The 17,503-nt window shown below is 72.1% G+C and carries 20 protein-coding genes and 1 riboswitch; of the genes, 6 read left to right on the top strand and 14 right to left on the bottom strand.

From position 1 onward, the window contains the following. The first annotated feature begins 106 nt into the window (after positions 1-106). Positions 107-943 carry a helix-turn-helix domain-containing protein gene (locus ACIQWA_RS13745; protein WP_402481897.1) on the top strand — a complete coding sequence of 279 codons (837 nt, stop codon included), beginning with the start codon at positions 107-109 and terminating at the stop codon, positions 941-943. A gap of 55 nt (positions 944-998) precedes the next feature. Here ACIQWA_RS13745 and ACIQWA_RS13750 read toward each other — a convergent pair whose 3' ends face one another. After that, positions 999-1,919: a LysR family transcriptional regulator gene (locus ACIQWA_RS13750; protein WP_402481900.1), complete on the bottom strand. Its 921-nt coding sequence runs from the start codon at positions 1,917-1,919 to the stop codon at positions 999-1,001. Between the two features lie 113 nt (positions 1,920-2,032). Between ACIQWA_RS13750 and ACIQWA_RS13755 the strand changes: the two genes are divergently transcribed. Further along, a complete protein-coding gene (locus ACIQWA_RS13755; RefSeq protein ID WP_402481903.1) occupies positions 2,033-2,419 on the top strand; it encodes a VOC family protein in 387 nt (128 codons plus the stop codon). Positions 2,420-2,643: 224 nt separating this feature from the next. Here the strand turns inward: ACIQWA_RS13755 and ACIQWA_RS13760 are convergent, their stop codons facing one another. From ACIQWA_RS13760 to tenA, 7 genes are all read right to left on the bottom strand, one after another. After that, positions 2,644-3,063: a PIN domain-containing protein gene (locus ACIQWA_RS13760; RefSeq protein ID WP_402481905.1), complete on the bottom strand. Its 420-nt coding sequence runs from the start codon at positions 3,061-3,063 to the stop codon at positions 2,644-2,646. Then, a complete protein-coding gene (locus tag ACIQWA_RS13765; protein WP_402481907.1) occupies positions 3,060-3,281 on the bottom strand; it encodes a type II toxin-antitoxin system VapB family antitoxin in 222 nt (73 codons plus the stop codon). Before ACIQWA_RS13765 ends, ACIQWA_RS13760 begins: the two co-directional genes overlap by 4 nt. A 95-nt stretch (positions 3,282-3,376) precedes the next feature. Next, positions 3,377-3,514 (bottom strand): hypothetical protein, encoded by a 138-nt coding sequence (locus tag ACIQWA_RS13770; RefSeq protein WP_402481910.1) that lies wholly within the window; start codon positions 3,512-3,514, stop codon positions 3,377-3,379. A gap of 79 nt (positions 3,515-3,593) precedes the next feature. Further along, complete coding sequence (locus ACIQWA_RS13775) at positions 3,594-4,139, bottom strand: Uma2 family endonuclease (protein ID WP_402481913.1); 546 nt, start codon at positions 4,137-4,139, stop codon at positions 3,594-3,596. Between the two features lie 107 nt (positions 4,140-4,246). After that, positions 4,247-6,061 carry a phosphomethylpyrimidine synthase ThiC gene (gene thiC / locus ACIQWA_RS13780; protein WP_402481916.1) on the bottom strand — a complete coding sequence of 605 codons (1,815 nt, stop codon included), beginning with the start codon at positions 6,059-6,061 and terminating at the stop codon, positions 4,247-4,249. Beyond that, positions 6,056-6,191: riboswitch (TPP riboswitch) on the bottom strand. (Overlaps the previous gene by 6 nt.) Positions 6,192-6,348: 157 nt before the next feature. Next, complete coding sequence (locus ACIQWA_RS13785; RefSeq protein ID WP_188305823.1) at positions 6,349-6,549, bottom strand: DUF5326 family protein; 201 nt, start codon at positions 6,547-6,549, stop codon at positions 6,349-6,351. A 182-nt stretch (positions 6,550-6,731) separates the two neighbouring features. Continuing rightward, complete coding sequence (tenA, locus tag ACIQWA_RS13790) at positions 6,732-7,400, bottom strand: thiaminase II (RefSeq protein ID WP_360242974.1); 669 nt, start codon at positions 7,398-7,400, stop codon at positions 6,732-6,734. Between the two features lie 169 nt (positions 7,401-7,569). On the opposite strand from tenA, the gene ACIQWA_RS13795 reads away from it, so the two are divergent. Continuing rightward, positions 7,570-7,950 (top strand): phage holin family protein, encoded by a 381-nt coding sequence (locus ACIQWA_RS13795; RefSeq protein ID WP_360242972.1) that lies wholly within the window; start codon positions 7,570-7,572, stop codon positions 7,948-7,950. Between the two features lie 164 nt (positions 7,951-8,114). Here the strand turns inward: ACIQWA_RS13795 and ACIQWA_RS13800 are convergent, their stop codons facing one another. After that, entirely contained in the window at positions 8,115-8,537 is a 423-nt protein-coding gene (locus ACIQWA_RS13800; protein WP_402481919.1) for an SsgA family sporulation/cell division regulator, read from the bottom strand. 114 nt (positions 8,538-8,651) lie between these two features. On the opposite strand from ACIQWA_RS13800, the gene ACIQWA_RS13805 reads away from it, so the two are divergent. Further along, positions 8,652-9,194, top strand: a complete 543-nt coding sequence (locus ACIQWA_RS13805; protein ID WP_360242966.1) for an NUDIX domain-containing protein — start codon at positions 8,652-8,654, stop codon at positions 9,192-9,194. A 54-nt stretch (positions 9,195-9,248) separates the two neighbouring features. On the opposite strand, the gene ACIQWA_RS13810 is transcribed toward ACIQWA_RS13805, so the two are convergent. The 4 genes from ACIQWA_RS13810 to pdhA all read right to left on the bottom strand — a co-directional run bounded on the left by ACIQWA_RS13810 (position 9,249) and on the right by pdhA (position 14,631). Then, positions 9,249-10,901 carry a globin domain-containing protein gene (locus ACIQWA_RS13810; RefSeq protein WP_402481922.1) on the bottom strand — a complete coding sequence of 551 codons (1,653 nt, stop codon included), beginning with the start codon at positions 10,899-10,901 and terminating at the stop codon, positions 9,249-9,251. A 219-nt stretch (positions 10,902-11,120) separates the two neighbouring features. After that, positions 11,121-12,464, bottom strand: a complete 1,344-nt coding sequence (locus ACIQWA_RS13815) for a dihydrolipoamide acetyltransferase family protein (protein WP_402482431.1) — start codon at positions 12,462-12,464, stop codon at positions 11,121-11,123. After that, a complete protein-coding gene (locus tag ACIQWA_RS13820) occupies positions 12,464-13,492 on the bottom strand; it encodes an alpha-ketoacid dehydrogenase subunit beta (protein ID WP_360242960.1) in 1,029 nt (342 codons plus the stop codon). Before ACIQWA_RS13820 ends, ACIQWA_RS13815 begins: the two co-directional genes overlap by 1 nt. Beyond that, the gene (pdhA, locus tag ACIQWA_RS13825; protein WP_402481925.1) at positions 13,492-14,631 is read right to left on the bottom strand and encodes a pyruvate dehydrogenase (acetyl-transferring) E1 component subunit alpha; all 1,140 of its coding nucleotides are present in this window, start codon (positions 14,629-14,631) and stop codon (positions 13,492-13,494) included. The genes ACIQWA_RS13820 and pdhA overlap by 1 nt, the downstream gene beginning before the upstream one ends. A 163-nt stretch (positions 14,632-14,794) precedes the next feature. Here pdhA and ACIQWA_RS13830 point away from each other — a divergent pair, with 163 nt between their 5' ends. Continuing rightward, entirely contained in the window at positions 14,795-15,241 is a 447-nt protein-coding gene (locus ACIQWA_RS13830) for an Lrp/AsnC family transcriptional regulator (protein WP_350507326.1), read from the top strand. A gap of 68 nt (positions 15,242-15,309) precedes the next feature. Here the strand turns inward: ACIQWA_RS13830 and ACIQWA_RS13835 are convergent, their stop codons facing one another. Next, on the bottom strand, positions 15,310-15,894 hold the full coding sequence (locus ACIQWA_RS13835) for a TetR/AcrR family transcriptional regulator (RefSeq protein WP_360242957.1): 585 nt from the start codon (positions 15,892-15,894) through the stop codon (positions 15,310-15,312). 209 nt (positions 15,895-16,103) lie between these two features. Here ACIQWA_RS13835 and ACIQWA_RS13840 point away from each other — a divergent pair, with 209 nt between their 5' ends. Continuing rightward, positions 16,104-17,381: a glycosyltransferase family 39 protein gene (locus ACIQWA_RS13840; RefSeq protein ID WP_402481928.1), complete on the top strand. Its 1,278-nt coding sequence runs from the start codon at positions 16,104-16,106 to the stop codon at positions 17,379-17,381. The last annotated feature ends 122 nt before the right edge of the window (positions 17,382-17,503 follow it).

The raw sequence follows: 17,503 nt of genomic DNA on the forward strand, positions 1-17,503 counted from the left end.
TCCATGCCCACCACCATCCGCCCGCCCGGCGGACCCAGCCAGGCCGTGCCCAGGCTGGCCCCCGCAGGGCCACCCTCCGCACCTCGCATGTCCGTAGGCTCGTCATATGGGCACACCACTGGGGGACTTCATCCGCGCCAAGCGCGACAGCATCCAACCGGAGACCTTCGGCCTGCCCGACCACGGCCGCCGCCGCTCACCCGGACTGCGCCGCTCCGACCTCGCCCTCCGCGCGGGCATCAGCGTCGAGTACCTGACCCGACTCGAACAGGGCCGGGACCGCAACCCCTCCACCGCCGTCGTCAACACCCTCGCCGACGCCCTCAGCCTCGACCCGGCCGAACGCACCCACCTGCGCTACCTCGCCAAGATCACCGGCGGAGCCTGCCGCGGCCACGTCCGCCCCGCGCCGCCCAGCCGCGAGGTCCGCCCCACCGTCCGCGAGACCCTCCGCCTCCTCGAACCGGGCATCGCCGCCGTCACCAACCGCCTCGGCGACATCCTCGCCCACACCCCCGGCTACGCCGCCGTCCTCGGCGCCGCCGGCCTCCTCGACCACCCCGCCCCCAACCTCACCCGCTACGTCTTCACCGACCCCCGCGCCCGCACCCTCTTCCCCGACTGGGACGACGTCGCCGACGAGCAGGCCTTCGACCTCTGGCTCGGCCCCACCGTCGAGAACTCCGAGTGGCTCAGCACCGAACTCGCCCCCGTCGCCGGCCCCGAGTTCACCCGCCGCCTCGGCAACCAGCTCGTCCCCCGTCGCGGCCCGCTCCGCCTCCAGCACCCGGCCGGCCCCGAACTCCGCCTCCACCGCGAGACCCTGGAGCTCCCCGCCGACGCCCAGCAGCTCCTCGTCCTCCACCCCGCCGACCCCGGGACCGCCGCCCACCTCCAGCAACTGACCCAGCCGGCCCCGGCCCGGCTCCGCGCGATCTCCTGACGCCGAGCGCCCTGCCTCCTGACACCGGGCGCCCGGCCTCCTGACGCCTGGCGCCCTAACTCCCGGCCGCGGCGGCCACCTCGGCCGTCGCCCGGATGAACTCACGGACGCGTTCGGTGGTGTTGGCCGGCAGCCAGACCGGTCCGCGCTCGATCGGCGGGGCGTCGTGGATCGGGACGTAGGCGAGGTCGGGGCGCGGGTAGTACTGGCGGCAGTACTGGCCGACCGGCAGGACGCCGCGGCCCATCGCGACCAGGCTGAGCATCTCGGAGAAGGTGCTGCCGGACGGGCCCTTGGGGACGGGGCGACCGGACGGGGTGCGGTCGGGGGTGCGGTCGCGCTTGAAGCCGACCGAGGTGACCGCCGGGTACTGCACCACCGGGTGGTCCCCGAGGACCTCCAGCGACACCGAGGCCTCGGTGGCCAGCGGGTGCCCGGCCGACACCGCCAGGACGCGCTGCTCCCTGAGCAGGACGGGCCCGAGCGACATGCCGTCGAAGGGGTAGGAGGCGACCAGGATGTCGATCGAGCCGTCGTCCAGGCTGGAACGGGAGTTGGAGAGCTGCACCTCCCGGACGTCGACCCAGCAGTCCGGGTGCCGCTCGCCGAACAGCGCGACCGCCCTGAGCAGCACCGGCGCCGTCGACTCCCCGAGGAACGCCACCCGCAGCTCGCCCGTCACCCCGCGCCCGGCGTCCACCGCCCGGCGCACCGCCTCCTCCATCGCGGCCACCACCGGCCCGAGGTCCGCGGCCAGTTGCCGCCCGACCGGGGTGAGCCGGACGGACCGGCTGGTCCGCTCGAACAGCGGCGCGCCGATCCGGCGTTCCAGCTTCCGCACCACCTGGCTGACCCGCCCGGTGGTCAGGCCCAGCAGCTCGCCGGTCCGGCCGAAGTGCAGTTCCTCCGCGAGGGCGAGGAAGACCTCGGTCTCCAGCCGCTCCAGCATGCCGCCCCGCCCCTCCGCACCCAGCATCGTTTAGTCCGACTCAACGATCGTACGGTGATCCGCCATTGATGATCACCCCCGGCCGGAGGATCGTTGGACCCGTCACCGAACGAGAACCCACACCACCGGAGCCGATCACCATGCGCGTCGTCGCCCTCGACCACCTGGTCCTCAACGTCGCCGACATCGAGCGGTCGCTCGCCTTCTACACCGGCCTGCTCGGCCTGGAGCCCGTCCGGGTCGACGAATGGCGGGCCGGCAAGGTCTCCTTCCCCTCCGTCCGGGTCAACAGCGCGACGATCATCGACCTCTTCCACCGCCCCCGCCACGAGTCCAACGTCGACCACATCTGCCTCACCGTCGAGCCCCTCGACTGGCAGGAGGTCGTCGACTCCGGCGTCTTCACCGTCCTCGACGGCCCCGGCCCCCGCTACGGCGCCCGCGGCACCGCCACCTCCCTCTACGTCCAGGACCCGGACGGCAACACCGTCGAACTCCGCTGGTACCCGCAGGACGCCACCAGCTGAAAGAGCTGGGTGCCGCCCCGGCCCCTCGGGGGAGGACCGGGTCGGCACCCGTGGGACCTTCTGCGACTACTGCCGACAACGAAGCGCCGCCCCGAGAAGCGGAAGCTCTCGGGACGGCGCTCAGGTGCCAGGCTCCCGCGTCCCGTCGCCGTGCTCGTCGCGGATCTTCTGGGCGATCTTCATCGAGCAGAACTCGGAAACAAGCACCACACGTCGAGCGATGCCTAGCGCGGAGCGTCGCGGACGTTGCGTTGAAGAACGTCGGTCAGCACCCCGGCAGCGGTGGCGAAGTCATTGTCGTCGTGCAGGACGATCAGCCCGTGGTGGGCCGCGGTGGCGCAGATCATCAGATCGACGGTGGACAGCGCCCGGACAGCTCCACCGCTCTGGGCGAGCCGGAACTGGGCGGACTCGATCCAGCCCCACATGTTCTTCGGCAGGGGCACGTCGGGGTACAGATCGGCGAACATCTCGCCCATCTGCTCGTAATGGACGAGGTTGCGGGCGGACCGCCGGAACTCGGTGCGCTGGGGAGCACACGACCCGATCACGCGCAGGTCGATGTCCTCTCCCCAGGCGTCGTTCAGGTCCTGCTCGCGAAGCAGGCGCCATACGGCAGTGGAGTCCGCGAGGTACCGGATCACTCCACTCCCCGCTTCTCGGCGTCATGGAGCTGCTGCCAGCCCTCGTAGTCCCACTCCTGGGCGGCCTGCGTGTGCCGAGCGCGCCGGGCAGCACGCTCGTGTCTCTCCGCGTACTCGCGGAGCGCAGCGTTCACCACGTCCTTCTTGGTCGCGCCTCCGGAGAACCGCAGAGCCTTCGCCAGGGCGTCATCGTCCAGGTCGATGGTTGTCACACTCATACATGCCTCCCATATATAAGACCAACAACGCCTTTGAATATATCAGTGCCCGACCAGGCCCGGGCAGGAAAAAGGCCGGACGCGGCTCCCGACGGTCAGCCTCCGGGAGCGGAGTCCGTCATGGCCGCGACGGACTTCTCGGCCATGCCGGCCAGCGCCTCGGCGTCGAAGTCGCTCTGCACCGCGCTGGAACCGTCGCCGTGCTCGTCGCGGATCTTCTGGGAGGTCTTCATCGAGCAGAGCTTCAACCCGGAACCAGCACATTCACGCCGGCCAACCACGCCGGCGGGGCCACCGGACCAGGCTGGACCGTCAGTACGGGAGCAGAACCGTGGTGTCGAGGGTGAAGCCGAACGGCTCGGGGATGTGGATGGCCTCCCCGAAATCGGCATCCTCCCTCATGCGATAGCGACCGGCCTCGGGCTCACTGAAGAGCGTGACGGTCTTCTGCGCGGCGTCCACCAACAGGTAGAGCGGAATCTGCATCAGCGGATAGTCACGGAGCTTGCCGACCCAATCGTTCTCCGGGTTCGACGGCGAGACGATCTCAACCGCGATCAGGGCCAGCTCGGCCGGAACCTTGTTCTCCGTGCTCGTCATGGCATCTTCGGGGAGATACGTGAGGTCGGGGTTTCGCAGCTTCGAGACCTGAGGCGAGGCCAGATCCATGTTCCCCGTGGAGATGTATCCGGCCGGAGCGTGCGCCTCGAACTGTCGGCGCACAACGGAGAGGTTCCGCTCGTGGATCGCCGAGGGCGACGCCTGCATGATGACGATGTCACCAGAGAACTCGATCTTGAAGTTCGCCGGAGCTGACCTGCGGAACTCCTCGATCAAGGCGAGGTGCTCGGGGTTCATCTGTCCTCCTGAGGTATGGCCCAGCACCACGCTACCGGCAGCTGACGAGACGCTGCCCCGCGACGGCCTCCTCGGCGTTGCGGGACAGCGTCGTCGTCAGTCCCGCGTCAGTCGGCCAGCGGGAGGTAGACCCGGTTGCCCTGGGCGGCGAACTCGGCGGACTTCTCGGCCATGCCGGCCAGCGCCTCGGCGTCGAAGTCGCTCTGCACCGCGCTGGAACCGTCGCCGTGCTCGTCGCGGATCTTCTGGGAGATCTTCATCGAGCAGAACTTCGGGCCGCACATGGAGCAGAAGTGCGCGGTCTTGGCCGGCTCGGCGGGGAGGGTCTCGTCGTGGAAGTCGCGGGCGGTCTCCGGGTCGAGGGCCAGGTTGAACTGGTCCTCCCAGCGGAACTCGAAGCGGGCGTCGGAGAGGGCGTCGTCCCAGGCCTGGGCGCCGGGGTGGCCCTTGGCGAGGTCGGCGGCGTGGGCGGCGATCTTGTAGGTGATCACGCCGGTCTTGACGTCGTCCCGGTTGGGCAGGCCCAGGTGCTCCTTGGGCGTGACGTAGCAGAGCATCGCGGTGCCCCACCAGGCGATCATGGCGGCGCCGATGCCCGAGGTGATGTGGTCGTAGCCGGGGGCGACGTCGGTGGTGAGGGGGCCGAGGGTGTAGAACGGCGCCTCGTCGCAGATCTCCTTCTGGAGATCCATGTTCTCCTTGATCTTGTTCATCGGGACGTGCCCCGGGCCCTCGATCATCACCTGGACGTCGCGCTCGCGGGCGATCCGGCCGAGCTCGCCGAGGGTCTGCAGTTCGGCGAACTGCGCCTCGTCGTTGGCGTCCGCGATGGAGCCGGGCCGCAGGCCGTCACCGAGCGAGAAGGTGACGTCGTAGGAGGCCAGGATGGAGCAGAGCTCCTCGAAGTTGGTGTAGAGGAAGTTCTCCTGGTGGTGCGCCAGGCACCAGGCCGCCATGATCGAGCCGCCGCGCGAGACGATGCCGGTCTTGCGGCGCGCGGTGAGCGGGACGTACCGCAGCAGCACGCCCGCGTGGACGGTCATGTAGTCGACGCCCTGCTCGCACTGCTCGATGACGGTGTCGCGGTAGACCTCCCAACTCAGCTCCTCGGCCCGGCCGTCGACCTTCTCCAGCGCCTGGTAGAGCGGCACGGTGCCGATCGGCACGGGGGAGTTGCGCAGGATCCACTCGCGGGTGGTGTGGATGTTGCGGCCGGTGGAGAGGTCCATGACGGTGTCGGCGCCCCAGCGGGTGGCCCAGGTCATCTTCTCCACCTCCTCCTCGATCGAGGAGGTGACGGCGGAGTTGCCGATGTTGGCGTTGATCTTCACCAGGAAGTTGGTGCCGATGATGGCCGGCTCCACCTCGGGGTGGTTCACGTTCACCGGGATGACGGCGCGGCCACGGGCCACCTCGTCCCGCACGAACTCCGGCTCCAGGCCCTCGCGCAGCGCCACGAACTCCATCTCCGGCGTCACCACGCCCCGCTTGGCGTAAGCGAGTTGGGTGACGGCGACACCGCCGCGGCCACGCAGCGGGCGGCGCGGGCGGCCGGGGAAGACCGCGTCCAGGTTGCGCAGGTCCCCGCCGCGCGGGGAGGTGTGCTTGATCCCGTCGTCCTCGGGGCGCGCCTCGCGGCCGTCGTACTCCTCGACGTCGCCGCGCTGGCGGATCCAGGCGTCGCGCAGGGCCGGCAGCCCGCGCCGCACGTCCGGCTCGTACGCCGGGTCGGTGTACGGGCCGGAGGTGTCGTACAGCGGCACGGTCCGGCCGTTGGTGAGCTGCACCTCGCGGTACGGGACCCGCAGGTCGGGGCGGGATCCGTCGCGGTAGGCCTTGCGCCAGGCCGGGGTGGGGTATCCGGTGCGCTCGCTGCTGGGGGTGCTGCGGGCAGGCTGCGGCTGTGCTTCGAACGTGGTCATCTGACCTCTACTCCCTACGCCGGCATTATCCGGTCCAGGTTCCTGCGGTCGACGCAGCCGTCGGTCCGTCCGTCGACGGTCCGGTCAGCGTCCTCTCAGCCCGGTGCTCCGAGCTCCCGCGTCGCAGGCGGTGTTGCCTGCACATGACGCCCAACACGGTAGCGAGCAGATCGCCGCAGGTCCAGACGGTCCCCGAAACGGATCGGCGCGGGAAAAGGCCGAGGCCCGGCCCCCGCGAACGGGGTACCGGGCCTCCGGAGGCGCTCCGCGCGGCGCGCGGAGCGAGGTCAGCTCTTCGCGGCCTTCTTGACCAGGATCACCACGGCGGCGGCGATGCCGACGACCACCAGCAGCTTGATGACGATGCTCAGCAGGGCACCGACCACGCCGAACACGAAGGCGATGATGTTCCAGGCCAGCACCAGGACCAGCACCGGGATGACGATGTTGCGCACCCAGGAGGGCAGCGACTTCCAGAGCTCAGCCATGTCGGTTCCTCTTCTCCCCTCGGGTCGGCCGCCGTCCGGTAACCGCATCCCGCTTGCTTTCGATGCTTCGATCGTACGGTGGTGGAAGCAGCGGAACGAGGGCCTGCGGCCCGGAGAGAACCCCTAGATCACCCCGATCCGACCCCCCGGGAGGACCCCCGAGAAACGGCGGGGGAGCCGGGTCAGACCGGCCAGCGCTCGCCGCGCCAGGCGGCGTCCCAGAACATCCACTCGTAGCGCGAGGTGGTCGTGAAGTGCTCGACCACCCGGCGGCGTTCGGCCGCCGAGAGCTCCTCGCCGAGCCGGTCGGTGAGCGCCAGCACCCGGCGGACCACCGACTGGAACGCCTCGTCGCCGTAGGTGGCGATCCACTTGGCGTACAGCGGGTCGGGGGAGCCCTGGGCGAGCAGCGCCTCGCCGACCCGGGCGTAGATCCAGTAGCAGGGCAGCACCGCGCCGAGCGCCTCGGCGAAGGACCCGCCGTACACGGTGGCCAGCAGGTAGCTGGTGTAGGCGCGGGTGGTCGGCAGCACCGGTTCGGCGGCGGCCTCCTCGGCGGTGCCGCCGAAGGCGGTCAGGAACTCGGCGTGCATGCCCTGCTCGGCGGCGAGCGCGCCGACCGCGTCGTCGGCGAAGGCCCGTACGTCGGCCTCGCCGGGGGCCTTGGCGGCGCAGACGGCGAGGGCGCGGGCGTAGTCGCGCAGGTAGTGCGAGTCCTGGACGACGAAGTGGCGGAAGGCCTCGCGCGGCAGGGTGCCGTCGGTGAGGCCGCCGATGAAGGGGTGGGCGAGGATCTCGGCGTAGATCGGCTCGATCGACGCCCAGAGCTCCTCGGTGAGGCTACGGGTCATGCGAACGACCCTACGACGGCGCCGCCCGGCCCCGCCCCCGGCCGTCGGCCCCGCCGCCGACCCCGTCCTTCGGCTTCGCCCCGTCCACCTCCGGGACCAGGGGCGTTCGGCACCAACTCGTCCGGCGGGAGCTTCCCCCGGAGCGGGCCGCCTGTCAGGCTTGGGCGGCATGAAGGGTTTCGTCATCAAGACACTGATCAACGCGGCGGCCATCTGGGTCGCCGCCTGGATCGTCAGCGGCATCCAACTCGCCGAGGGCAAGGCCGACTGGCAGCACAAGACGCTGACGGTGCTCGGCGTCGCCGTCGTCTTCGGGCTCATCAACTGGCTGATCAAGCCGGTGGTGAAGCTGTTCTCGTTCCCGTTGTTCATCCTCACACTGGGACTGATCACCTTCGTGATCAACGCCCTGATGCTGCTGCTCACCTCGTGGGCGTCCACCAAGCTGGAGTTGGACTTCCACGTGTCCACCTTCGGTTCCGCACTGGTCGGTTCACTGATCATCAGCCTGGTCTCCTGGGGCCTGCACCTGGCCCTGGACGACGACTGATCCGTCGTGCGCGGTGTCGCACCCGGCCTCGAGCAGGGGCCCGCGCCCGGGTGGGTGGTCCACCGGGGTACGGGCCCCTTCGTCGTTCCCAGGGGTAGTCGCCGGCCGTCGTCCCCGGGACCCCAGGGACCCCGGGGACCCCCGACGCGACCCGCTCGGTTCGCTCACCCCGCGTCGCACCCCCGCAGGATGTCCGCGAGCTCGGCGTCGAGCTCCTTCCCGATGGACTCCCGCCCCACCGGCACCAGCCGGTCGGCCCGCGCCAGGAAGGCGGCCAGCGCCGCCGCCCGGGCGTGCAGCACGGCGTGCCCGTTGGGGGAGCACAGGGCGATGCTGACCTCGGCGGGCTCGCCGCCGAGCGGCCCGATGCGCACGTCGCCCTCACCGGACGGGCCGCCGAGGCCGTCCAGCAGCAGCTCGCGCGCGAACACCCAGGTGACCGGGGCGTCCCCGGGCAGGTGGAAGGTGAACCGGACCGCGTACGGATCACCCGCCTCGTACCCCAGGTCCACCACGATCGGGAAGGACAGCTCGGGCGAGACCACGAGGTTCATCGCCAGGTGCCCCTGGACAGTGCTGTGCTGCATGGCGCCGGTACCTCTCTTCTGCTCTTCTGCCGGTGTTTCGACCCTTTCCCGGGGTTTCGACCGTTTCCCTCCGCGGGGAGACTCACGCACAACGCTCCAGCCCCGGAGGTCACCATGGGCCCCGACAACCGAACCCCGCCGCCGCGCCCGGTGGTCAAGCGGACCGCGCGGGCGATCCTGCTGGAGCTGGACCCGGACGACCCGCACGGCCCGGCCTCGATCGTGCTGATCCGGCGGGTCCGGCCCGGGGCGCCGCACCCGTACTGGATCACCCCGGGCGGCGGCGTCGAACGCGAGGACCGCACCGTGGTCGAGGCGCTGCACCGGGAGGTGGACGAGGAACTGGGCGGCAAGGTCGTGGACGTAGTGCCCGCCTTCGTCGACACCATCAGCCACACCCACCACGACGACGGCACCCTGCTGCACCCGCACGGGGTCAAGGTGCAGCACTTCTTCGTCTGCCGGCTGGCCTCGATGGACCTCAGCCGGCGGCACGGTCCCGAGGTGACGGACCCGAACGGCGAGTACGAGGTGGTCCGGCTGCCGTTCACCCGCGAGGGCGTGACCTCGGTGAACGTCGTCCCGCCCCGGCTCCGGGCGTACCTCGCGGCCAACATCGAGGGCATCCGCGCGCTCCTCGCACCCGACCTCGGCTGATCCCCTTGGACAATCCCCGCGGCTGATCACCGAGCCGGGCCACCTGGCCCGGCGCTAGCCGGCCGCCAGCTCGCCGACCAGGTCGTGCCGGATCCGCTCGGCCGGCAGCCCCGCGCGCAGCAGCACCCCGACCCCGCGCCGGACCATCGCGGGCGGACCGCTGAGCACCGCCTCCCGACCGTCCCACGGGCCGAACCGGCCCACCACCTCGGGCAGTTCACCGGTCAGCGCACCCTCGGCCGGGCCGGTGCCGGACAGCACCGGCCGGACGGTCAGCCAGGGCAGCCGCCCGGCCAGCTCGCGCAGCCCGTCCAGGTCGTACAACTCGGCGGCGGTGCGGGCCCCGTAGAACACCTCGACGCTGCGGCCGGAGGCGCCGTGCTCGGCCGCCTCCTCGACCAGCGCGCGGATCGGCGCGATGCCGGTGCCGCCGCCGAGGCAGAGCAGATCGGCACCGGAGGAGTGGTCGACGGTCATCCCGCCGGCCGCCGGGCCCAGCCGCAGCACGTCCCCGGGGGCGGCCCGGCGCACCAGCGCGTTGCTCACCCAGCCCGCCTGGACGGCCTTGACGTGGAAGACCAGCAGCCCGTCCGGGCGGGGGGCGGAGGCGAAGGAGTAGTGCCGCCAGACCCGCGGCCACCAGGGCGTCTCCAGGCTGCAGTACTGGCCGGCCCGGAACGGGTACGCCTGGTCGGGGCGGACGGTGAGCACCGCGACGTCCCGGGTGCGCTGCTCGTGCCGGACCACCTCGCCCTGCCACCACGGCGGCGAGGTGCGGGCGGCCTCCTCGGCGGCCTCGATCATGATCGTGGAGATCAGCCGGTAGGCGCGGCGCCAGGCCAGTTCCGTCGCCGCGTCCCAACGGCTGCCCGCGTACCGGGCCAGCGCCTGCACCAGGCACTCCCCCACCGGGGCGTAGTGGCCGGTCAGGGTGCCGTAGCGGCGGTGGCCGCGGCCCAGCTCGCTCAGCCGGGTGCGCAGCGCGGCCGGGTCCTCGGCGCCGCGGGCGGCGGCCAGCAGGGCGCGGAACAGCCGGTCGCGCTGGACGTCCATGGCGGCGGGGAAGAGTGGGCGGACCTCGGGGTGCTGCAGGAAGAGCAGGGCGTAGAAGTGCGCGGTGGCCCGGTCGGCGACCGGTTCGACGAGCGCGAGGCTGTCCCGGATCAGGCCGATGTCCTGGGCGGTGAGCGGGAGTTCGGTCGGGTCGACACCGGGCGCGGCGGCGGTCGGGGCCGGGACCGACGGCAGGGCGTGGGGTCGGGGCTGCGTCTGAGTGGCCCAGGCCTCGCTCCAACTGTCGCCAGGACCGGCCCAGTTGAGCCCGGGAGCGTCGACGAACAGGGGTTGGAAGGCGGGGGCGGTGCCGGTGGTCGACGGCGTCTCCGGGTAGCTCGGCGCGGGGACGACCGGCGGTGCGGGGACGATCGGCGGTGCGGGGACGATCGGCGGCTCGGCGGGCGGCGGCGGCACGACCGGCCCGGTCCGCACCGGGGCCGCCACCGACGCGGACTCCGCCGCCGACGCGGTCTCCGCCACGGCCACGGGCTCCGCCACCGGTACGGGCTCCGCCACCGGCGCGGGCGGCAGGTCGGGCGGGTCCAGCGGCATCGGCGGCCGCGCGGGCTCCGCCTCCGGCAGGCCCGGGACGGACGCGGCCCCGGCCGAGCCGAGCCCGGTGCGGATCAGAAGTGTTCTGCGGGACTTCACCGCTACGTTTCGAGTAACCAAGAGAATCGTTTCGCCTCCGGCCGGCCTGCGCCACCACCTGGCTTGTCTCTGCTGACGCCTAGGCAGCGTGGCACGCCCGAAGTGCTCATCCGACAAATCGCGGGAAGCCCGGACACCCGGCCGGAGAACGCGCTACTCTCACTCGATCGGTGGTCGCCCTGAGTGCCGAGCAGCACACCCAGGGCGACCCCGCCCTGCTCACAGCTGGCGCAGCAGCATCCCGGGCTGCTCGACGCAGTCCGCCACGAACCGCAGGAACCCGCCCGCCGTCCCGCCGTCGCAGACCCGGTGGTCGAAGGTGAAGGACAGCTGCGTCACCTCGCGCACCGCCAACTCCCCACCGTGGACCCAGGGTTTGGCCACGATCCGGCCGACCCCGAGCATCGCCGCCTCCGGGTGGTTGAGGATCGGGGTGGAACCGTCCACGCCGAACACCCCGTAGTTGTTCAACGTGAAGGTGCCGCCGGTCAGTTCGGCCGGAGTCAGCGATCCGGCGCGCGCCGCCTCGGTCAACCGGCCCAGTTCCTCGCCGAGTTGCTCGGTGCTACGGGCTTGTGCGTCCCGGACCACCGGGACGACCAGCCCGCGTTCACCCTGGGCGGCGAAGCCCAGGTGCACCGCCGAGTGCCGCACGATGCCCGAACCGTCCTCCGTCACACTGGAGTTGAGCTGGGGGAAACGCGCCAGCGCGACCGTGCAGATCCGGGCCAGCAGCGCCAGCACGCTCACCTTCGGGCCCGGAGTGGCGTTCAACTGCCGCCGCAGTGCCATCAGTTCGGTGGCGTCAACGTCCACCCAGCAGGTCGCGGCCGGGATCTCCCGGTGGCTGCGGCTGAGCTTCTCGGCCACCGCCTTGCGCAGCCCGCGCAGCGGGACGACCGGGTCCTGACCGGCCGGTACGGGCGCGGCGACCGCCGCAGCGGCCACCGGGCCGGCCACCTTGGCCGCGACCGCGCGTTCGACGTCCACCCGCATGATCAGCCCGTCCGGCCCGCTCCCGGCGAGCGCGGTCAGGTCGACCCCCTGCTCCCGGGCCAGCCGCCGCACCAACGGCGAGATCACCGGCACCACGACCGGAGCCGCCGGAGCCACCGGCGCCGCCGGAGCCGCCGGAGCCGGAGCGACAGCAACGGCACCCGGAACCGGAGCAGCAGGACCAGCAGCAGCCACCCCCACCCGACGCCGCCGCCCGCCCTTGCTCTCGACGACCCCGTACCCGACCAACGGCCGCTCGACCTCCGCCGACAGCGCGGCCGGAGCACCGGAAGCCCCCGAAGGGCCCTCCGGAGCGCCCCCCGACGCCACCGCGACCGTCACCAGCGGCGCGCCCACGGCGATCTCCTCGCCCTCCGCGCCGTACCGCGCGGTGACCACCCCGCCGTACGGGCAGGGCACCTCCACCACGGCCTTGGCCGTCTCCACCTCCACCACCGGCTGGTCAACGGCGATCACCTCGCCGACCTCGACCAGCCAGCGCACCACCTCCGCCCCGGTGAGTCCCTCACCGAGGTCGGGCAGCCGGAACTCCCGTACGACGGGCATCATCCTCGGTCCTCCCACTGCAGCCGGGCGACCGCGTCCAGGATCCGGTCCACCCCGGGCAGGTGGTGGTGCTCCAGCATCGGCGGCGGGTACGGGATGTCGAAGCCGGTGACCCGCAGCACGGGCGCGGCCAGGTGGTGGAAGCAGCGCTCGGTGACCCGGGCGGCGATCTCCGCGCCGGTGCCGCCGAAGCCGCTGGCCTCGTGCACCACCACGGCCCGGCCGATCGAGCGCACCACCCGGGTGACCGTCTCGTCGTCGAAGGGCACCAGGGTCCGCAGGTCGAGGACCGCGAGGTCCCAGCCCTCCGCCTGCGCGGCCTCGGCCGCCTCCAGACAGACCGGCAGCGACGGCCCGTAGGTGATCAGCACGGCGGAGGTGCCGGTGCGGCGCAGCGCGGCCCGGCCGATCGGCTCGACCGGCGCGGCCGGGTCGAACTCGGCCTTGCCCCAGTAGAGCCGCTTGGGCTCCAGGAAGACCACCGGGTCGTCGGAGGCGATCGAGGCGCGCAGCAGCCCGTACGCGTCGGCGACCGTCCCGGGGGTGACCACGTGCAGGCCGGGGGTGCTGGTGTAGTACGCCTCGGAGGCGTCGCTGTGGTGCTCGACGCCGCCGATGCCGCCGCCGTACGGGATGCGCACGGTGATCGGCAGCGGGAGCTTGCCGCCGGTGCGGTTGCGCATCTTGGCGACGTGCGAGAACAGCTGCTCCAGCGCCGGGTAGGCGAAGGCGTCGAACTGCATCTCGACCACCGGGCGCAGCCCGTACATCGCCATGCCGATCGCGGTGCCGAGGATGCCGGCCTCGGCGAGCGGGGTGTCCAGGCAGCGGTCGGGGCCGAACTCGGCGGTGAGCCCGTCGGTGATCCGGAAGACCCCGCCGAGCGCGCCGACGTCCTCGCCGAGCACATGGACGGTGGGGTCCTCGCGCAGGGCGTCCCGCAGCGCGGAGTTGAGCGCCTGTGCCATCGAGGCGGTGCGGGCGGTACCGGCGGTGCCGCCCGTTCGGGCGGAAACAGCGGTGGACATCAGTGCTGCACCTCGGCTTCGGCGGCCAGCTCGGCGGCCAACTGGGCTGCCTGCTCCCGCAGTTGCGGGGTCGGCTCGGCGTAGACGTGGGTGAACAGGGCCATCGGGTCGAGCTCCGGGTCGGCGTGGAACTCGGCCCGCATCCGGGCCGCCAGCGCCTCCGCCTCGTCGGCCGCGTCCTGCACCAGCTCGTCGTCCAGTACGCCGAGTCCGCGCAGGGCGCGGTCCATCAGCAGGATCGGGTCGTGCTCCCGCCAGGCCTCCACCTCGGGTTCGGTGCGGTAGCGGGTGGCGTCGTCGGCGTTGGTGTGGGCCTCGATCCGGTAGGTGAGGGCCTCGATCAGGGTCGGGCCCTCGCCGGCCCGGGCGCGCTCGACGGCCTCGGTGAGCACCGAGTGCACGGCGGGCGCGTCGTTGCCGTCGACCAGCCGGCCGGGCATGCCGTAGCCGACCGCCTTGTGGGCGAGGCTGGGTGCGGCGGACTGCGCGCTGAGCGGGACGGAGATCGCGTAGCCGTTGTTCTGCACCAGGAAGACCACCGGCGCCCGCAGCACGGCGGCGAAGTTCAGCGCCTCGTGGAAGTCGCCCTCGCTGGTGCCGCCGTCGCCGAGCATGGCCAGCGCGACCACCGGTTCGCCGCGCAGCCGGGCGGCGTGCGCCAGTCCGACGGCGTGCGGGGCCTGGGTGCCGAGCGGGGTGCAGAGCGGGGCGGTCCGGCTGGCGCGGGGGTCGTAGCCGGTGTGGGCGTTGCCGCGCAGCAGGGTCAGCGCCTCCAGCGGGTCGACCCCGCGGGAGACCACGGCGAGGGTGTCGCGGTAGCTGGGGAACAGCCAGTCGCGTTCGCCGAGCACCAGGGCGGCGGCGATCTGGCAGGCCTCCTGCCCGGTGGAGGCCGGGTAGACGGCGAGGCGGCCCTGTTTGGTCAGGGTGGTGGCCTGCTGGTTGTAGCGCCGGCCGACGACGAGTCGCCGGTAGAGCTCGCGCAGCAGCGCCGGGTCCTGCTTCTCCAACGCGGGGGTGCCGAGCACCCGGACGGGGGAGACGTCCGGGAGGAGGGGGGCCGGATCGGTGCGCGGAGCGGTGGCCCCGGGCATCCAGCCGGGCACGCCGGTGTGGTGTCTGTGGTCGAGAACGGTCATCTCGGGCACCTCCATGGGTGGCGGGGGCTCCCTACCGATTGTTCGGTCGTCTGTTCATCTTGACCAGAAGCGTGACAAGGTGGTGGACATTCGGCCCGAGCGGCGGTCGACTGGTGGCAGTGTGTCCAATCGGCGAGGGTGGGGGGTCATGTCGGCTGAACAGATGTCCAGACTCGACCGGGTCGACCGGGCGATCCTGCGGCTGCTGCAGCAGGACGGTCGAGCCTCGATCCGCTCGGTGGCCGAGCGGGTGCACGTGTCCCGGGCGAACGCGTACGCCCGGATCTCCAGGATGGTCGAGGACGGCATCATCCGCGGCTTCACCGCCCGGGTGGACCACGAACGGGCAGGTCAGGGCGCGTCCGCGTACATCACCCTGAAAATCGTCCAGAACTCCTGGCGCACCGTGCGCGAGCAGCTGCTGGCGCTGCCCGGGGTCGCCCACATCGCCCTGGTCGGCGGGGACTTCGACGTCCTGCTGCTGGTGCACACCGCCGACAACCACGCCCTGCGGGACCTGGTCCTCAACCGGATCCAGTCCATCCCGCAGGTGCTCGGTACACAAACCATGTTGGTGTTCGAGGAGACCGACCAGGTGCCCCCCGACTAGGCAACGCCCACCGGGCCCCCGCGGCTAGCCCCCCAGCCACCGGGCCCGCCCGCTACCGGCCCCCGCAGCTACCGGGCCCGCAGCCCGTCGAAGGCCAGGTGCACCACGGCGTCCGCGACCCCGTCGGCCGCCTTCAACCCCGGCCGGTACCACTCCACGATCGAGTTGATCATCCCGAACAGCAGCCGGGTGGCCAGCCGCGGCTCCACGTCCCCGCGCAGCGCACCGTCCGCGACGGCCGCCCGCACCAGCTCCGCCACCTGGTGGTCGAAGTCCCGCCGCCGCTCCAGCGCCCACAGCTCGGTGGCCGTGTTGCCGCGCACCCGCAGCAGCAGCGTCACGTACGGCAGCTCCGCCAGCAGCACCTCCGCCGTGCGCCGCACCACGTGCTCCAGCCGCTCCACCGCCGGGCCCGCCACCGCCTGCGGCTCGGCCAGGATCGCGAACAGCCCGTCCAGCGCCCGCCCGACGGCCAGCCGCAGCAGCTCCTCCTTGCCGCGGACGTGGTGGTAGATCGAGGACTTGGAGATCCCGGCGGCCCGGGAGAGGTCCTCCATCGACGTGCCGTCGTATCCGCGCTCGTTGAACACGTCGACGGTCACCGCGAGCAGTGACTCGACGGTGTAGGCGGTGCGCGTGGTGTGATCGGCCATCCTCCGAGTATCCCCGGCCGCCGAGCGGGGTACGCGATCGGGTCCGTCCGGTCCGCACCAACCGAAGCCGGTCCACACCAACCGGAACCGGGCGGGCACCAACCGGAGCCGGTCCACACCAGCCGAAGCTGGTCCACACCAACCGGAGGAGGGACCGCCTAGAATCTGCGGACGATCGTCCACGTCCAGCAGGCTGGGGTCCGCAGCTGATGAACGCAATACCGGCAGTCTCCTCCGACCTGCCCGATGGCGTGCCCGACCAGCGCGGCGAGGACCCGGCGGGCGCCGGCCACACCTGGCAGGACCGCGCCCGGGCGCTGGTGGTGCGGTTCGGACCGGCCGTGTGGTGCTACGCGGTGCTCAAGCTGGTCGGCTTCACCGTCTTCATGAAGCTGCTCTCCTTCTCCGGCGACTACGCGAAGAAGCCGGCCCGGTTCGGCGGCGGCACCAACCCCTGGGACGTGCTGGCCAGCTGGGACGGCTGGTGGTACCAGCAGGTCGCCCAGTTCGGCTACCACCCGGCGCTGATCCCGATCCCGGGCGGCCAGCCGGGCTTCACCATCGAGCAGAACTCGGCCGCCTTCTTCCCGCTCTACCCCGGCCTGATGCGGCTCACCTCGGACGTCACCGGCCTCGGCCTGTACGGCGCCGGGATGCTGGTCTCGGTGCTGGCCTCGCTGTTCGCGGCGGCCGGGATCTACGCCGTGGTGGAGAAGCTGTCCGGTCCCCGGGCGGGCGTGATCGCGGCCGGGATCTGGGCGATCGCCCCCGGCTCGGGTGCCGAGTGGGCCGTCTACTCGGACTCGCTGTTCGTCGCGCTGGCCGCCTGGGCCTGCTACTTCACGATGACCAAGCAGTGGGTCGCGGCCGGGGCGGTCACCCTGGTCGCCGGGCTCAACCGGCCGACCTCGGCGGCGCTGATCGGCGCCGTCGGCCTGGCCGCGCTGGTCGAGCTGTACCGCCGGGAGAGCGGGGTGCTGCGCCCGCTGGCGGCGATGCTGCTGGCCCCGCTGGGCCTGCTCGGCTACGTGGCCTGGGTGGGCTGGCGGACCGGTGAGTGGGGCGGCTACTTCCGGATCCAGCACGACGCCTGGCTGCACTACTTCGACGGCGGCCAGGGCACCTGGCAGGCGATCCGCGGGGTGCTGCTGGGCCGCAACGACTACCCCTTCGCGTTCCCGGTGCCGGACCTCCTGGCCACCCTGATCGTGTTCAGCCTGCCGGTGCTGATCGTGCTGCTGGTCCGGCTGCGCCCGCCGCTGGTGCTGACCGCGTACACCCTGGCCACGATCGTCTCGGTGCTCGGCAGCCTGGGCATCTTCGGCAACGTCTCGCGCTACCTGCTGCCGGCGTTCCCGCTGTTCATCGCGCTGGCGGTGGGGATGCGCAAACTCAGCTGGCCGGTGCTGGCGACGGTCCTGGGGACGGGTGCGATCGCCTCGGGCTGGTACGCCGGGTTCGTGATCTTCGAGCTGGGCGTGCCGTAGACCGGCCGACCCGAACCGACAGCATCGCCGAAGGGGCGCGTCCGACCGGGACGCGCCCCTTCGCGTTCCCGCCGGAATCCGTCCCCCACGCCCTCTTGAGCCGACCGATCGTTCGGTTACTC

The sequence above is a fragment of the Kitasatospora sp. NPDC098652 genome, assembly GCF_044760155.1.
GTDB lineage: Bacteria > Actinomycetota > Actinomycetes > Streptomycetales > Streptomycetaceae > Kitasatospora.

Excerpts from the sequence above, each read along its gene's own strand:
- ACIQWA_RS13755 (WP_402481903.1), top strand. The coding sequence starts at position 2,033 with ATGCGCGTCGTCGCCCTCGACCACCTGGTCCTCAACGTCGCCGACATC.
- ACIQWA_RS13775 (WP_402481913.1), bottom strand. The coding sequence starts at position 4,139 with ATGAACCCCGAGCACCTCGCCTTGATCGAGGAGTTCCGCAGGTCAGCT.
- thiC (WP_402481916.1), bottom strand. The coding sequence starts at position 6,061 with ATGACCACGTTCGAAGCACAGCCGCAGCCTGCCCGCAGCACCCCCAGC.
- ACIQWA_RS13830 (WP_350507326.1), top strand. The coding sequence starts at position 14,795 with ATGTCCAGACTCGACCGGGTCGACCGGGCGATCCTGCGGCTGCTGCAG.
- ACIQWA_RS13815 (WP_402482431.1), bottom strand. The coding sequence starts at position 12,464 with ATGCCCGTCGTACGGGAGTTCCGGCTGCCCGACCTCGGTGAGGGACTC.
- ACIQWA_RS13750 (WP_402481900.1), bottom strand. The coding sequence starts at position 1,919 with ATGCTGGGTGCGGAGGGGCGGGGCGGCATGCTGGAGCGGCTGGAGACC.
- ACIQWA_RS13795 (WP_360242972.1), top strand. The coding sequence starts at position 7,570 with ATGAAGGGTTTCGTCATCAAGACACTGATCAACGCGGCGGCCATCTGG.
- ACIQWA_RS13800 (WP_402481919.1), bottom strand. The coding sequence starts at position 8,537 with ATGCAGCACAGCACTGTCCAGGGGCACCTGGCGATGAACCTCGTGGTC.
- ACIQWA_RS13745 (WP_402481897.1), top strand. The coding sequence starts at position 107 with ATGGGCACACCACTGGGGGACTTCATCCGCGCCAAGCGCGACAGCATC.
- ACIQWA_RS13835 (WP_360242957.1), bottom strand. The coding sequence starts at position 15,894 with ATGGCCGATCACACCACGCGCACCGCCTACACCGTCGAGTCACTGCTC.
- ACIQWA_RS13820 (WP_360242960.1), bottom strand. The coding sequence starts at position 13,492 with ATGTCCACCGCTGTTTCCGCCCGAACGGGCGGCACCGCCGGTACCGCC.
- tenA (WP_360242974.1), bottom strand. The coding sequence starts at position 7,400 with ATGACCCGTAGCCTCACCGAGGAGCTCTGGGCGTCGATCGAGCCGATC.
- ACIQWA_RS13805 (WP_360242966.1), top strand. The coding sequence starts at position 8,652 with ATGGGCCCCGACAACCGAACCCCGCCGCCGCGCCCGGTGGTCAAGCGG.
- ACIQWA_RS13785 (WP_188305823.1), bottom strand. The coding sequence starts at position 6,549 with ATGGCTGAGCTCTGGAAGTCGCTGCCCTCCTGGGTGCGCAACATCGTC.
- ACIQWA_RS13840 (WP_402481928.1), top strand. The coding sequence starts at position 16,104 with ATGAACGCAATACCGGCAGTCTCCTCCGACCTGCCCGATGGCGTGCCC.
- ACIQWA_RS13770 (WP_402481910.1), bottom strand. The coding sequence starts at position 3,514 with ATGAAGACCTCCCAGAAGATCCGCGACGAGCACGGCGACGGTTCCAGC.
- pdhA (WP_402481925.1), bottom strand. The coding sequence starts at position 14,631 with ATGACCGTTCTCGACCACAGACACCACACCGGCGTGCCCGGCTGGATG.
- ACIQWA_RS13765 (WP_402481907.1), bottom strand. The coding sequence starts at position 3,281 with ATGAGTGTGACAACCATCGACCTGGACGATGACGCCCTGGCGAAGGCT.